Origin of the sequence: Kitasatospora sp. NPDC056273, from assembly GCF_042268845.1 — a bacterium.
Lineage (GTDB): Bacteria > Actinomycetota > Actinomycetes > Streptomycetales > Streptomycetaceae > Kitasatospora.
Genome location: NZ_JBHJSJ010000033.1, coordinates 22,121 through 35,610 on the forward strand (window position 1 = coordinate 22,121; position 13,490 = coordinate 35,610).

The 13,490-nt window shown below is 70.6% G+C and carries 19 protein-coding genes; 6 read left to right on the forward strand and 13 right to left on the reverse strand.

Annotated elements, in window-relative coordinates; all coding sequences use genetic code 11:
- Nucleotides 1-71 precede the first annotated feature (71 nt).
- The 4 genes from ACFCY1_RS26090 (at nucleotide 72) to ACFCY1_RS26105 (ending at nucleotide 5,497) form a co-directional block, all read left to right on the forward strand.
- On the forward strand, nucleotides 72-1,547 hold the full coding sequence (locus ACFCY1_RS26090) for a helix-turn-helix domain-containing protein (RefSeq protein WP_375876217.1): 1,476 nt from the start codon (nucleotides 72-74) through the stop codon (nucleotides 1,545-1,547).
- Between the two features lie 260 nt (nucleotides 1,548-1,807).
- Complete coding sequence (locus ACFCY1_RS26095; RefSeq protein ID WP_117485036.1) at nucleotides 1,808-3,229, forward strand: uracil-xanthine permease family protein; 1,422 nt, start codon at nucleotides 1,808-1,810, stop codon at nucleotides 3,227-3,229.
- Between the two features lie 151 nt (nucleotides 3,230-3,380).
- Entirely contained in the window at nucleotides 3,381-4,112 is a 732-nt protein-coding gene (locus ACFCY1_RS26100; protein WP_375876218.1) for a hypothetical protein, read from the forward strand.
- Nucleotides 4,113-4,318: 206 nt separating this feature from the next.
- A complete protein-coding gene (locus tag ACFCY1_RS26105) occupies nucleotides 4,319-5,497 on the forward strand; it encodes a hypothetical protein (protein WP_375876219.1) in 1,179 nt (392 codons plus the stop codon).
- 97 nt (nucleotides 5,498-5,594) lie between these two features.
- Here ACFCY1_RS26105 and ACFCY1_RS26110 read toward each other — a convergent pair whose 3' ends face one another.
- The 13 genes from ACFCY1_RS26110 to ACFCY1_RS26170 all read right to left on the reverse strand — a co-directional run bounded on the left by ACFCY1_RS26110 (nucleotide 5,595) and on the right by ACFCY1_RS26170 (nucleotide 12,052).
- Nucleotides 5,595-6,029, reverse strand: a complete 435-nt coding sequence (locus ACFCY1_RS26110) for a peptidase inhibitor family I36 protein (RefSeq protein ID WP_074005337.1) — start codon at nucleotides 6,027-6,029, stop codon at nucleotides 5,595-5,597.
- Between the two features lie 56 nt (nucleotides 6,030-6,085).
- Complete coding sequence (locus tag ACFCY1_RS26115) at nucleotides 6,086-6,526, reverse strand: peptidase inhibitor family I36 protein (protein WP_375876220.1); 441 nt, start codon at nucleotides 6,524-6,526, stop codon at nucleotides 6,086-6,088.
- A 47-nt stretch (nucleotides 6,527-6,573) separates the two neighbouring features.
- Nucleotides 6,574-7,017 carry a peptidase inhibitor family I36 protein gene (locus ACFCY1_RS26120; RefSeq protein ID WP_375876221.1) on the reverse strand — a complete coding sequence of 148 codons (444 nt, stop codon included), beginning with the start codon at nucleotides 7,015-7,017 and terminating at the stop codon, nucleotides 6,574-6,576.
- A gap of 274 nt (nucleotides 7,018-7,291) precedes the next feature.
- The gene (locus ACFCY1_RS26125) at nucleotides 7,292-8,671 is read right to left on the reverse strand and encodes an alpha/beta hydrolase (RefSeq protein WP_375876222.1); all 1,380 of its coding nucleotides are present in this window, start codon (nucleotides 8,669-8,671) and stop codon (nucleotides 7,292-7,294) included.
- 141 nt (nucleotides 8,672-8,812) lie between these two features.
- The gene (locus tag ACFCY1_RS26130) at nucleotides 8,813-9,037 is read right to left on the reverse strand and encodes a DUF397 domain-containing protein (protein WP_375876223.1); all 225 of its coding nucleotides are present in this window, start codon (nucleotides 9,035-9,037) and stop codon (nucleotides 8,813-8,815) included.
- A gap of 9 nt (nucleotides 9,038-9,046) precedes the next feature.
- Nucleotides 9,047-9,259, reverse strand: a complete 213-nt coding sequence (locus ACFCY1_RS26135) for a DUF397 domain-containing protein (RefSeq protein WP_375876224.1) — start codon at nucleotides 9,257-9,259, stop codon at nucleotides 9,047-9,049.
- Nucleotides 9,260-9,269: 10 nt separating this feature from the next.
- Nucleotides 9,270-9,476, reverse strand: coding sequence for a DUF397 domain-containing protein (locus ACFCY1_RS26140; protein ID WP_375876225.1), 207 nt, complete (start codon nucleotides 9,474-9,476; stop codon nucleotides 9,270-9,272).
- The gene (locus ACFCY1_RS26145) at nucleotides 9,466-9,711 is read right to left on the reverse strand and encodes a DUF397 domain-containing protein (RefSeq protein ID WP_375876226.1); all 246 of its coding nucleotides are present in this window, start codon (nucleotides 9,709-9,711) and stop codon (nucleotides 9,466-9,468) included. Before ACFCY1_RS26145 ends, ACFCY1_RS26140 begins: the two co-directional genes overlap by 11 nt.
- A gap of 4 nt (nucleotides 9,712-9,715) precedes the next feature.
- On the reverse strand, nucleotides 9,716-9,922 hold the full coding sequence (locus tag ACFCY1_RS26150; RefSeq protein WP_375876227.1) for a DUF397 domain-containing protein: 207 nt from the start codon (nucleotides 9,920-9,922) through the stop codon (nucleotides 9,716-9,718).
- Between the two features lie 104 nt (nucleotides 9,923-10,026).
- Nucleotides 10,027-10,239: a DUF397 domain-containing protein gene (locus ACFCY1_RS26155; protein ID WP_375876228.1), complete on the reverse strand. Its 213-nt coding sequence runs from the start codon at nucleotides 10,237-10,239 to the stop codon at nucleotides 10,027-10,029.
- A gap of 10 nt (nucleotides 10,240-10,249) precedes the next feature.
- Nucleotides 10,250-10,462: a DUF397 domain-containing protein gene (locus ACFCY1_RS26160; protein WP_375876229.1), complete on the reverse strand. Its 213-nt coding sequence runs from the start codon at nucleotides 10,460-10,462 to the stop codon at nucleotides 10,250-10,252.
- A 454-nt stretch (nucleotides 10,463-10,916) separates the two neighbouring features.
- On the reverse strand, nucleotides 10,917-11,150 hold the full coding sequence (locus tag ACFCY1_RS26165) for a DUF397 domain-containing protein (RefSeq protein WP_375876230.1): 234 nt from the start codon (nucleotides 11,148-11,150) through the stop codon (nucleotides 10,917-10,919).
- 8 nt (nucleotides 11,151-11,158) lie between these two features.
- Entirely contained in the window at nucleotides 11,159-12,052 is an 894-nt protein-coding gene (locus ACFCY1_RS26170) for a helix-turn-helix domain-containing protein (protein WP_375876231.1), read from the reverse strand.
- Nucleotides 12,053-12,445: 393 nt separating this feature from the next.
- Here ACFCY1_RS26170 and ACFCY1_RS26175 point away from each other — a divergent pair, with 393 nt between their 5' ends.
- Both ACFCY1_RS26175 and ACFCY1_RS26180 read left to right on the forward strand, forming a co-directional pair.
- Nucleotides 12,446-12,934, forward strand: coding sequence for an NUDIX domain-containing protein (locus tag ACFCY1_RS26175; RefSeq protein WP_375876232.1), 489 nt, complete (start codon nucleotides 12,446-12,448; stop codon nucleotides 12,932-12,934).
- A 110-nt stretch (nucleotides 12,935-13,044) separates the two neighbouring features.
- Nucleotides 13,045-13,479 (forward strand): ATP-binding protein, encoded by a 435-nt coding sequence (locus ACFCY1_RS26180; RefSeq protein WP_375876233.1) that lies wholly within the window; start codon nucleotides 13,045-13,047, stop codon nucleotides 13,477-13,479.
- Nucleotides 13,480-13,490 lie beyond the last annotated feature (11 nt).

Below are 13,490 nucleotides of genomic sequence, written 5' to 3' on the forward strand. Positions count from 1 at the left end.
ACTGGGAGGGGCCCTGAGCAGGGGGGATGCCGGGGCCCTGGAACACGGGGATGAGACATGGGGGTTGGACGATGGGAATGCCGCACGCGACGGGGAGCCCGGCGGCGGACGATCTCGCGGCGCTGCTGGGGGAACTGAAGGAGCGTTCGGGGCTCAGCTACGGGACGCTCGCCAAGCGCCTGCACCTGAGCACCTCGACGCTGCACCGCTACTGCATCGGCGCCGTGGTGCCGCCCGAGTTCGCGCCGCTGGACCGCCTGGCGCGGCTCTGCCGGGCGACGCCGCAGGAGCTGATGGAGCTGCACCGGCGCTGGATCCTGGCCGACGGGGCGCGCCGGGCCCGGCCGGGGCAGGAGGCGGGGGCTTCCGCTCCCGCTGCTGCCGCCGCCGCCGTACCTGCGGCCGTACCCGCTCCCGTCCCGGAGCCCGTACGGGAGGCGGACACCGGCCCGGCGCCGTCCGAGCCGGCGCCGTCCGAACCGACGCCGGACGGGCCGCCGGACGGCGAGGAGGACGAGCCGGTCGCCGTCGGCGTGCCGTCCGGGGGCCCCGCGCCGGGGCGGGGCCGGCGCCGGGTGCTGCTGGCCGCCGTCACCGCGGCGGCCGTGCTGGGGGCGGTGGCCTTCAGCCTCGTCCCCTCCGGCGGGCACGGGAACGGGGCCAACGGTGGGAGCGCGGAGGCGGCCGCCGACCAGCGCCCGGCCGGCGCCGCCGAGGCGGTGGCCACCGACACCGGCCAGCCGGGCGGTGCCGAGCCCTCGACGCCGGGCGCCTCCGCGTCCACTCCCCCGGGCGGCGCGGGCCAGGCGCCCTCCGCCGCCCCCTCGCCCTCCGACTCCGCTCCCGGCACCGCGGCCGGTTCCGGCCTCACCAGCTCCGACCCGGCCGGCGCCGCCACCGCCGACCCGGGCGGTTCCCCGGCCGGCGCCTCGCCCACCGCCACCGCCGACCCGTCGCCGCTGAGGATCGCGACCCGCCCCTACGTCTACGAGAACCCGTGCTACCAGCACTTCCTCGTCGACAGCCCGCCCCAGCAGGTCGGCCCGCCCGCCAACGAGCCGGAGGCGCCGCGCTGGGCCGCCGCGTACGGCGCGGTCGCCTCCGGGGAGCAGCGGGTCGCGCTGACCGTCCAGGGCACCGGGAAGGACACCGTCGTCCTGGAGGCGCTGCACGTACGGGTCGTCACCAAGGGCGCGCCGCTCCCCTGGAACGACTACGCGATGGGGGTGGGCTGCGGCGGCGGGGTGGAGAGCGCCTCCTTCGACATCGACCTGGACAGCGGCAGTCCGATGGTCACCGCCCGGGGCGGGCAGCGCTCCTTCCCGCGCAAGGTCAGCGAGTCCGATCCCGAGGTCTTCTACGTCACCGCGCACACCCGGGCGCACGACGTGCGCTGGGAGCTGACCCTGGACTGGTCCAGCGGCGGGCGCAAGGGCACGATGCGCGTCGCCGCGGGCAACACGCCGTTTCGTACCAGCGGGGCCACCGGGCGGCCGGGCTACGACTACCCGCTGGGCGGCAGCGAGTGGGAGCGCCGGCCGCGCTGAGCCCTCGGAAGCCGAGCCGGGCGGGCCGGGCGGGCCGGGCGGGCCTTCCGCGCCGGGCGGGCCGGGCGGGCCTTCCGCGCCGGGCGGGCCGGACGAACCGCCCGCGCCGGGCGGGCCGGGGCCAAGCGGAGGAACCGACTCCGACGGCTGTTACCACACGTCCGCGCAGCTCACGCGCGGGCCGGGTGATCGCCGGGACGCCCGGCGGCCACCACAATGGTGCGGACAGTTCCTCGGAAGTACAGAGAAAGCGAAACACCATGGATCTCGGCGTGCGCTGGAAGCTGCACGGCGACGGGCGTACGCCCGCGCCGGGGGCGGTGGTCCGTCCCGACGAACGGCTCTCCTGGCCCCGCACGGTAGGGCTGGGCGCCCAGCACGTGGTGGCGATGTTCGGGGCGAGCTTCGTGGCGCCCGTGCTGATGGGGCTCGACCCGAACCTCGCGATCATGATGTCCGGCGTGGCGACCGTGATCTTCCTGCTGGCCACCAAGGGCCGGGTGCCCAGCTACCTGGGCTGCTCGCTGTCCTTCGTGGGCGTGGCGGCGGTGATCCGGGCGCAGGGCGGCACCAGCGCGACGGTGACCGGCGCGGTGTTCGTGGTGGGCGTGGTGCTGTTCCTGGTCGGGGTGGCGGTCCAGCGGTTCGGGGCTCGGATCATCCACGCCACGATGCCGCCGATCGTCACCGGCGCGGTGGTCATGCTGATCGGCTTCAACCTCGCCCCGGTGACCGCCTCGACGTACTGGCCGCAGGACCAGTGGACGGCGCTGCTGGTGATGCTGTTCACCGGTCTGGCCGTGGTGTGCCTGCGCGGCTTCTGGTCGCGGGTGGCGATCTTCCTGGGGCTGCTGTTCGGGTACGGGATCTCCTGGCTGTTCGACCGGGTCTTCGGGAAGATCCACTCGGTGGACGGCGGCGGGCACATGACCGACCACTGGCGCCTGGACCTGTCGGGTGTCGGCAAGGCGGACTGGATCGGCCTGCCGACCTTCCACGGCCCGTCCTTCCAGTGGTCGGCGATCCTGGTGGCGCTGCCCGTGGTGATCGCGCTGGTCGCCGAGAACGCCGGGCACGTCAAGGCGGTCGGCGAGATGACCGGCTCCAACCTGGACGACAAGCTCGGCACCGCGATCTCGGCGGACGGCATCGGCTCCATGCTCTCCACCGCCGTCGGCGGCCCGCCGAACACCACGTACTCGGAGAACATCGGCGTCATGGCCGCCACCCGGGTCTACTCGACGGCCGCCTACTGGTGCGCCGCCGGCTTCGCCCTGCTGTTCGGCCTGTGCCCGAAGTTCGGCGCGATCGTCGCCGCGATCCCCGGCGGGGTGCTCGGCGGCATCACCGTGATCCTCTACGGCATGATCGGCCTGCTCGGCGCGCAGATCTGGACCAGGGCCCAGGTCGACCTGCGCAACCCGCTGAACCTGGTGCCGGCCGCGGCGGGCATCATCATCGGCATCGGCAACGTGTCGCTGAAGTTCACCGACACCTTCAGCATCAGCGGCATCGCGCTCGGCACGCTGGTCGTCATCACCGGCTACCACGCGCTGCGGGCGCTGGCGCCGGCGCACCTCAAGACGCAGGAGCCGCTGCTGGACGAGGGCACCTCCTCGTACGACGAGAACGCGGAAGGCGCTGAGGGCGCCGGGGGCACCGGGGCACCGCGCACCCCGTAACGGACGGGAGCGGGGCCGGGTTCACCCCGGAGGACGGCCGGCGGAAGTGACCGAAAAGCACTTCCGCCGGCCGTTTCGTCTGGCCGGGCGGGCCGGTTGCTGGTCGAATCACTGCTCGCTCGTATCGGCCACTCATCCCCCCGGGAGAGGCATGTCCCCTCTGACCCACCGCCGCAAGGCCGCCACCGCGGCCGCCGCCCTCGCCACGCTGGCGCTCACCTGCGGCCAGGCCTCCGCCAGCAGCCCCGCCGCCGACGCGGGCAAGGTCCTGTGGACGCCGAGCACCAGCACGGGCCCGTCCTCGTTCAAGGCCGTCCAGTGCGCGGCGAACAACTTCGGCGTGGTGAAGGACCCCGCCAAGGGCAGCGTGTGGCGGGCCTTCCAGGCCGCCGGCGAGGAGCGCTGCGAGACGCTCAGCCCGGACCTGAAGGAGGGCGACACCTTCTACCTGGGCTGGTCGTCCAAGGTGGACATCAAGGACACCAACAGCCGGTACGTCTTCCAGCTGAAGTGCTCGCCGAGCACCGACACCGCCAACCACCCGATCGAGATCGACATCGTCAACGGGCGCGTCCGCCTCCAGGAGTGGGACACCGCCCACGTGTCGCACTCCCTGTGGACCGCGCAGACCGCCAACAACACCTGGCACTCGTACGCGCTGAAGATCCGCCTGGGCCGCACGGACGGCACCATCGACTTCTGGTTCGACGGCGTGAAGCAGACGTTCACCACGGGCTCGGGCACGTTCAAGGGCACCACCTGGGACGGCGACCGCAACTACCTCAAGTGGGGCTCGTACCACCCCTCCACGGGCGACGCGACGAACACCTTCACCAGCCCGGTGATGGCCACCACCCTGGAGGCGGCCACCGCCGGCTCGTGAACAGCCGTGGGCCCGGACCGCGCCGGACGCGGTCCGGGCCCACTGTTCGGCGCAGTCGTGGCCACCTGCCCCGCAGGCGAGTTCGCGCACGTACCGGCGCGTTGCCCGCCCGGGCAACCTTTGCTGCCCGCCCGTACCTGGCACTGGTTCGCCCCCGCCCAGTATCAAGGAGGAGTCGACCGCCCCGCGCCCGTGGAGAGCCTTCCTTGCACGATCACGAGACCACCAGAGCCACCGAGACAGGCGGCCGTACCCCCGCCCGCAAGCCCAGCCCCGCCCCGCCCACGCGGCTGCTCGGCCTCCAGGCCACGGTCGGCAACGCCGCGGTCGTCCAGATGCTCCGCCAGACCGGCCGATCCCAGACCGGCCACTCCCAGACCGGCCACTCCCAGGCCCGGTCCGAACAGCACCGACACACCGTCGGCCACGTCCCGGCCCGTCCTCCGGCCGCCGTCCAGCGCGCCGAAGGCGGATCGGACACCGACGCCGAATCCGAGTTCCGGCTGGGCGTCGCGGCCACGTTGGAGCGGGTCATCAACGACGACGTCAAGGACCGGCTGGGTCTCAGCGGGCTGCACCTGAGCATCGGCGGCGGAGGCGGGGTGGCGGCACTGAAGGCCGCACGGCCCGTCCAGGACCTCGATCTGCGGCTCCACATCGCCGACCCCGAGGGCCAGGACCCGGAGCTGCGCCGGCAGGTCGTCGCGTACCTCGAAGCCCTGCTGCAGGACGAAGCGGGCACGGACGCCAACGGCACGACGGTGAAGGGCACGTTCGGCGGGGCCGAGGTCAGCGTCACGCTGGGCAAAGTGCCCACGGAGACGCGGGACATGCAGGTGCACGAGAGCTCCGCCCGGGTTCCCCTGACGGTCGTGGCGCCGCTGCGCCTGTTCACGGACAAGGTGACCGCCTTCGCCATGCGCAAGGAGAAGGAGGGAGAGGTCCTGGCGGAGAAGCGGCAGAGGGACGCCCGTGATCTGCTGACCCTCCACTCGCAGATCACCGCCGAGGGGGAACTGGCGGACGTACTGGCCGCGAACGCGGACAACGACGAGCTCATCCACCACGGCCTGAAGAAAGCGGCCCAGTTCACGCAGGAACTGGGCCGCTACCGGAAGGACCACACGGGCGATTTCGAGCCCGCGGAGTGGGAGCGCCTCCGGGAGATCGGACGGACCCTGGAGAGGGTCGCCAAGAGCCTGCGCAAGTCCAAGGCCGAGCCCCCGGCGCAACCGGCACAGCCGGCGAGCCCCTCCGGCACCACCCCGGCGGCCGTCGACGCCCCCGCCGGCACGGATTCCGGCGCGATGACCAAGGCCGACCGCAAGGCCGCGAAGCAGGCCAGGCGGCAGCAGAAGCTGATCGAGCGGCCACCGACGGACTGAGGGATCCCGCCCCGGACCGCGGGCCCGGACCGCCGTGGATGCGGTCCGGGCCCGCGGCTTCACACGGCCGCGGGGGTCGGCCGGGTCCTGCGGCGGATCAGCAGTACTTGAAGGAGCTGATCTTGTCGTTGATCCACGACGGGAGGGAGGGCCACCGTTCCCAGGGGCCGATCCTGAACTCCAGGCCGCCGTAGTCGTTGTTCTCGTAGAAGCAGATGCTGCTCCCGGTGTTGTTCACCACCGACGACGTGACGTCCTGCATCCCCGTCCACAGGCCGTTCTTCCGTTCCAGCTTGCCCATGTCGCTGATGTTCTGGTCCGAGGCGATCGCCGGGAACTTGCCGGTGGAGCCCGTGTTGCCGACGTAGCTGTTCTCGGTCCACAGGCAGACGTAGTTGGTGGGGCACGCGCCGGCGCCCTGACCGATGCCGAGGATCGTGTTGGCGCTGGCGGAGCCCGACACGGTCACGACCAGTCCGACGGCGGCGGCCGCGCACAGGCCGAGCCTGGTCATCTTCTGGGAAAGCTTCATGACGATCCGTTCAGGTCGAGGTGGGGAGTCGAGGTGGGGGTCGAGGCGATGAGGGGTCAGCAGTACTTGAAGGAGCTGATCTTGTCGTTGATCCACGACGGGATGTAGGGCCAGTGCTCCCCAGGGCCGATCTTGAACTCCAGGCCGGTGTACCAGTTGTTCTCGTAGAAGCAGATGCTGCTCCCGGTGTTGTTCAGCACCGACGAGGTGATGTCCTGCATGCCCTTGTCCCCACCGGAGCTGCGCTTCTGGAGCTTGCCCATGTCGCCGGTGTCCTGGTTCGACGCGAAGGAGCCGAACTTCGCGTCGTTGATGGTCCCGCCCCGGATGAAGTTGGCCTCCGACCACAGGCAGACGTAGCCGTCGGGGCACGACCCGGCCCCGTGGCCGATGTCGTAGACGTTGGTGGCGCTCGCGGAGGTCGCCCCGGTCACGATCAGGCCGACGGCGGCGGCGGCGGACAGGCCCAGCTTGGCCAGGTTCCTGGAGAGCTTCATGACGATCCGTTCAGTTCGAAGAAAGGGGGAGGAGGGGGAGGGGCAGGTCAGCAGAACTTGAAGGAGCTGATCTTGTCGTTGATCCACGACGGGACGGAGGCCCACTTCTCCCAGGGGCCGATCTTGAACTCCAGGCCGCCGTAGTTGGTGTGCTCGTAGAAGCAGATGCTGCTCCCGGTGTTGTTCACGACCGAGGAGGCCTCATCCGCCATGCCCTTCCAGCGCCAGAGCTTGCTCTCGAACTTGAACTTCCCCAGGTCCGCGATGTTCTCGTTCGCGCCCACGGCCCCGTAGTCGACCCCGCCCTTCGGGTTCCCCACGATGTAGTTGTTCTCGCTCCACAGGCACACCCAGTTGGCGGGGCACTTGCCGGGACCGGTCTCGATCGAGGTGAGGATGTCGGCGCTCGCCGTCGTCGTCGTGGCGGCGAGCACCCCGGCCACGGTGGCGGCACCCACCGCGAGCCTCGTCGCCATTCGTCGCAGGTTCATCATGATGGTCTCCTCTGCTCTTCGACTGCCCAGGGGGCGCTCCGACGTTCGTTCGCGGAGCAGCACCACTGTGGCGGCGAGGGCAGGCGGGACGCATCGGTCATCCGACTGCATGCGGAACCGGCGCCGGTGACCCAGTCGGCGACCTAAGTCGGCGACCTGGCCGGACCGTAGGCGTCCGGGCACAGGTAGCGCGGCCCGCGGACGCCGACGGGGCCCGGACCGCGGTGGGTGCGGTCCGGGCCCCGGGCTTTCCGTTCCCCGGCTGCTTCGGCTACTTCAGCAGGAAGTCGTACACCGCCTGCCGCCCGGCCGGGTTCGCCGCCCGGTTCTGCACCGAGTGCGCCGCCCCGGGGACGATCACGATCTGCGGGTCGTGCGCCAACTTCGCCTGCTCGTAGAGCAGTTCGTACGGCGTCGCGATGTCGCGGTCGCCGCCGAGCAGCAGCACCGGCACGTCCGGCAGCTTGCGGTGCGCCGGCGGGATCGGCGGCACCGGCTCGCGCGGCCAGTCCAGGCAGACCAGGAGGCTGCCGAGCCCGGTCGCGGTCGCCGGGTCGTACGGCCAGGTCTGCTCGGCGGTCAGCCGCTGCCGGGTGCGCTCCAGCCCCGCCGCCCGGCCCTCGACGGGGGTGTCGGTGCTGCCCCACGGGAAGCGCGCGTCCGCGCAGACGGTGGCGGAGTGCAGGCCCTGGCTGAGGTCCTCCGCCGGGGCGGCGTCGACCACCTGGTGGACGAGGTCGAAGAGGTCCTGGAGCTTGGCGGGCTGCCCGGCGGCGGCCTCGTGCAGCGCCTCCGGGACCCCGCCGAAGTCCGGGTCGATGAACTCGTAGCCGGTGAGCGCGCTCAGGACCTGCACCCCGTTGCCGTACCGGCGGACGGTGGCGGCGAGGTCCGCGGCCGGGTCGGTGGTGCAGCCGGTGGCCTGGCAGGCGGCCCGCAGCACCCGGGCGGTCGCGGGCATCGCCGCCAGGTCGAGGGGGTCAAAACCCCCTGGCGGCGCCACCGAGTCGAGCACCAGCCGGGCCACCCGGGACGGGTGGGCGAACGCGTACCGCTCGGCGACGATGGTGCCGTACGAGACGCCGTCCAGGGTGAGGCGCCGGGCGCCGAGGGCGCGGCGCAGCAGGTCGATGTCGGCGACGGTGTCGGCGGTGCTGTAGAAGCGGGCGTTCGGTCCGAGGGCGGCGGCGCAGTCGGCGATCGACTGCTTGCGCGGCACGGCGAGGTCGGAGGAGCCCATGTCCTCCTGGAGGCCGGGGCACTGGAGTGCGCCCCGGCCGGTGCCGCGCTGGTCGTACATGACCAGGCGGTAGTCCTTGAGGACGGGCTCCAGCTTGCCCGCCATCTGCCTCACCGTCGGGACGCTGGCCTGGCCGGGGCCGCCGGAGAGGAACAGCAGGTCGCCCTTGGGGGCCTTGGTGTTGCCGCCGACGGCCACGGCGAGGTCAAGGGTGCCGGGGACGGCTCCGCTGTGGTCCAGCGGGACGGTGAGGGTCCCGCAGGTGAACTCGGGCGCGTCCGGGCAGGGTGCCTGCCCGGTGATCCCGCCGCCTGGCCGGTCCGTGGCGGCTGCGGGGGTGGCCAGGGTGGTGCCGGCGACCACCGCGACGGCGCCCAGCAGAGCGGCGATGCGGCCGCGCGTGCTCGTCATGTGAGTCCTTCCGCTCGCACCGCGCCCGTGCGACGCGGTCACGGAAGCAGCCTGCGCCCCAGGGGACTTCGATGGCGAGCACCCGGGCGGGATTCGCCCGGGGAGCGAGCCGTCACGACCCGGACGGCCCCCTGTTGCCGATCAGCCCCGAACCGGGAACTCGCCCGCTTTGACGGCATCGAGGAAGCTCTGGAACGCCGCCGGGGTGAACTCCAGGACAGGGCCACGCCGGTGCTGCTTCGTGTCGCGCACCGGGATGGCGCCGGACAGGGTCCGGCCGACCTCGACGCAGTCGCCCCCGTTGTTGCTGTAGCTGGACTTGGCCCAGCAGTAGCCGCCCTGGTCGAGGGCAATGCCGTCGTGCATGGTCATCCTTCAGAACTCGCCGAACTCGCCGCTGCGGACGGCGGCCACGAACGACTTCCACGCGTCGGCCGGGAAGACCAGAGCGGGGCCGTGGGGGTCCTTGGAGTCCCGGACGGGCATCAGTTCACGGAAGCCACGCGCGACCTCAAGGCAGTTGCCACCTTGCTGGCTGTATGTCGACTTGACCCAGGAAGCACCGGACAGATCTCGGCGGTCGGCCATGACATTCCCCTCAAAGTACGTCGAACTCGCCGCTGCGGACCGCAGCGACGAACAGCTCCCACTCCTTGACCGGAAAGACGAGGGCCGGCCCCTCCGGATCCTTGGAGTCCCGGACCGGCATGACACCCGGGTACCCGTCCGCCACCTCGACGCAGCCGCCCCCACCATTGCTGTACGTGCTCTTCCGCCACCCAGCTCCGGCCAGATCAAGTTCCATAGCCCTCATAGCCCTTCCGGAACTCGCCCGCTTTGACCGCGTCGAGGAAGCTCTGGAACGCCGCCGGGGTGAACTCCAGGACAGGGCCGCGTCGGTGCTGCTTGGTGTCGCGCACCGGGATGGCGCCGGCCGGGGTCCGGCCGACCTCGACGCAGTTGCCCCCGTTGTTGCTGTAGCTGGACTTGGCCCAGCAGTAGCCGCCCTGGTCGAGGGCGATGCCGTCGTGCATCGTCATCCCCTCAAAGTACGTCGAACTCACCACTGCGGACAGCGGCAACGAACAACTCCCACTCCTTGACCGGAAAGACGAGGGCCGACCCCTCCGGATCCTTGGAGTCCCGGACCGGCATGACACCCGGGTAGCCATCCGCCACCTCGACGCAGCTGCCCCCGTTGTTACTGTACGTGCTCTTCCGCCACCCGGCGCCGGCGAGGTTAAGTTCCATGACCCTCCCGTGCCCTCCCCCGCTCACGCAAAACGCTCGGCCGGGGCTCCCCAGCCGAGCGTTTGACTGCCTCTTCACGGCCTCGGTCTCTCCCAGGCTACGGCTCAGACCTCGCCGAACTCGCCACTGCGGACAGCCGTAACGAACGACACCCAGGCCTCGGCTGGGAAGACCAGAGTGGGGCCATGGGGGTCCTTGGAGTCCCGGACGGGCATCAGTTCACGCGAGCCACGCGCGACCTCAAGGCAGTCGCCACCTTGCTGGCTGTACGTCGACTTGACCCAGGAAGCACCGGACAGATCTCGTCGGTCGGCCATGGCATTCCTCTCAAAGCACGTCGAATTCGCCGCTGCGGACAGCGGCCACGAACGACTTCCAGGCCTCAGTCGGGAAGACGAGAGCCGGACCCTGGGGGTCCTTGGAGTCCCGGACGGGGGCCAGGCCGGGGAAGCCGGGAGCCACCTCGACGCAGGTGCCACCGTTATTGCTATAGCTGCTCTTGCTCCAGGAAGCGCCCGTCAGGTCAACGTTCTCGCCCATGCTGAAGAGTCCCCTCACACCTGGCTGATCATAGGGAAAGTGACACCCCACGGCAGGGCGTCACCCCTGGAGTCGATCGCACTTCCGGGCTTCTCTACCCGCCCAGCACTTGGCCAAAGCACGGGAACGAACAGACCGCAGGCCCGGACCGATCGCGGTCCGGGCCTGCGGTTCAGGACGCAGGGTGCCCGAACGTGCTGAACATGACGCATCCCCCGGACTACGACGCAGTGGTGCTGTCGGGGCAGAGCAAGCCTCCAAGTGAGTCGGACGCTGGCCGACGGTCGATCCTCCCTAAGGCAGGACTGCTATGCGTCAGTTGACGATTAAGGTGGGCTCGCCAGAATTGTTGTGCGGGCCACTTGCGTTCATTGTCGCGGCCAGGTGGTATGCAAGAAGATGGATGGGCCCCGGCGGCTGATTCGCCGGGGTCCACCCATCCGCCATTCACCCGTTACAGCTGGACCGGGAACTCGCCTGCTTTGACGGCGTCAAGGAAGCCCTGGAACGCCGCGGGGGTGAACTCCAGGACGGGGCCGCGCTGGTGCTGCTTGGTGTCGCGCACCGGGACGGTGCCAGCCGGGGTCCGGCCGACCTCGACGCAGTTGCCGTTCTCGCTGCTGCTGTAGCTGGACTTGGCCCAGCTATAGCCGCCCTGGTCGAGGGTGGTGCCGTCGTGCATGGTCATCCTCTCGGTTATCCCCAACTCGCACTGTTCGTCAGGGTTGCCTGCAAGTATGACCGCGACGCCTGCGGGTCGAGTGCTTGGGACATGAGCAGCTCGAACTGACGGTTATGGCGGGCGAGCTTTGCCGGTTGGTCCTTGAACGTCAGGTCCTGCTCGACGTAGGCCACGCCGTCGCCCGGCAGGTCACTGAACAGGTAGACGGCGAACGGCCCGGTGGTTCCCACGTGGTAACCGGATCTATCGGTGAGGATCTGGATCGTGATGTTGTCCAACGCGCACACCTCGATCAGGTGCGCGACCTGGGCTCGCATCAGATCGGCGTCGCCGACAGCCATCCGCAGCGCGGCCTCTCCGAGAATGAACCAGGCCTTCGGCGGGTCTTCCCCGAAGAGCACCTGCTTGCGCCGCTCGGCACGCCCGACGGCCTTGTCGAGCGGCAGCGGACTATCCTCTTTCCACCGGAACCGGGCGCTGGCGATGACCTCCTCGGTGTAGTCCGCGGTCTGCAAAAGGCCCGGGATGATGCTCGGCTCCCAGTTCTTGACGAGTCTGGCGAGCTTCTCAGCCTCGACGAGGGCGCTGAACGAGGGGTGAGCGTCGAGCTCCGACCACCAGCCGTGTTCCTTGCTCTGCTTGGCCATCTCCCTGAGCGAATTGGCGGTGGCCTGGTCCAGGCTGAACTGCGCGACCCATGAGTTCACATCGTGGACCTTGATGATGTTCCGGCCGGTCTCCAGACGGCGGACGATCGCAGCCGAAAGGCCGAGGGCATCGCCGAGTTGTTCGCGGGTGAGCTTGTTCCGCTCGCGGATCCGGCGGAGCCGGCCGCCGAGGAGATGTCGAAGGAACGGCACGCCGGAGGGTCGCTCGTCCTGCTCGTCGTTCGTGGCCTCTTGATCCATGCCTCACCCCTATCAGCTGCCCCTGACGTCTCGTCAAGTCTGGCGTCCACAAGTAACCGACGTCTAGTCACCACCGTCAATTGACGGTGATGACGCATGTTGCAAATCTGCCCCGAGTACGAGACTGTAGCAGCATACTCACCGAGAGTGGCGCACTTCACACTCTCGGTGATCTGTCTATCGCCGTGCTCACAGGGGGTTTCCCATGCATGAGTTGCTGCGCCCTGCCCCCGCACCCGGGCACCCCGTCAGCACCACTCCAGCCCTTCCGGCCGGTTCTGCATGTAGCCCCGGCCATGGAGTTCGAGCCCGGCACCGGTGAGCGCCCCAACCACCGCTAGCTGTGACCTCCAACCCATCACATTTGGAGCAGAGTTGAGCAGGACCCGCATCTTGACCAAGCCCCCCGCCCGCCGGTCGGACCAGCAGGCCTTCATCCTGCGCGAGGACCCCGGCGGGTCGGGCGAACTCCTCGTCCTCCTGGTCGATCCCCTCTACCGGGACGGCCTCATCCTCCCCGGCGGCAGCGCCGAGCAGGACGAGCTCCCCCACCTCGCGGCCCGCCGGCACCTCGAAACGGAGACCGGGCTCGTCCTGCCCCTCCGCACCATCCTCACCATCGACTACGTGCCCGCCGCCGAGTTCCCCGAGGGCCTCGACCTCGTCTACGCGGGCGGGATGCTCACGCCCCAGCAGGCCGAACTCGTCCGCCACCACCAGCCCCCGGAGGAGATCCACGCCCTCCACTGGGTCCCCCGGTCCGAGCTCCGCGGCACCATGGCCGACGACCAGTACCGCCGCGTCGAGGACGCCTGGGACGCCTGGGAGCACGGCGACGGCCTCCCCCTCCTCATCCAGGGCGTCCCGGTCCCGGTCGGCTGACCAAGGCGACACCCCCCTGGCCGGACCGCCATGGGCGCGGTCCGGGCCTTCAGCAACAGTCGCGCACGGCGCACTCCCCCCGCACGCACCCTCCCCCGAGGTACTTCGCCATGCTCAAAACCCGCCGCCCCCGCATGTTCGTCGCGCGCCTCGACTCCCGCATCGAGTCCACGCCCCTCGCGCGCTACCTCCTCCGCGCGTACCTCTCCGGCCTCCCCTCCGGCGACCGCTACGCCGACACCGCCGAACTCCTCCTCGGCGAACTCTTCGCCAACGCCGTCCAGCACTCCGACGCCCCCGACGACCACCCCATCGAGATCCGCTTCGCCCTCGTCAACTCCCGCCTCCGCCTCGAAGTCCACGACGCCGGCACCACCCACCCCACCCTCCGAGCCGCCGCGCCGGACGCCGAACACGGCCGCGGCCTGCTCCTCGTCAACGAACTCGCCGAACGCTGGGGCTGCTCCTCCCAGCCCGACGGCATCGGCAAGTACGTCTGGGCCCACATCGCCCCCGTGCCCGCCCCCGCTCTCGTCACCGCCTGAAAGCCCGAACC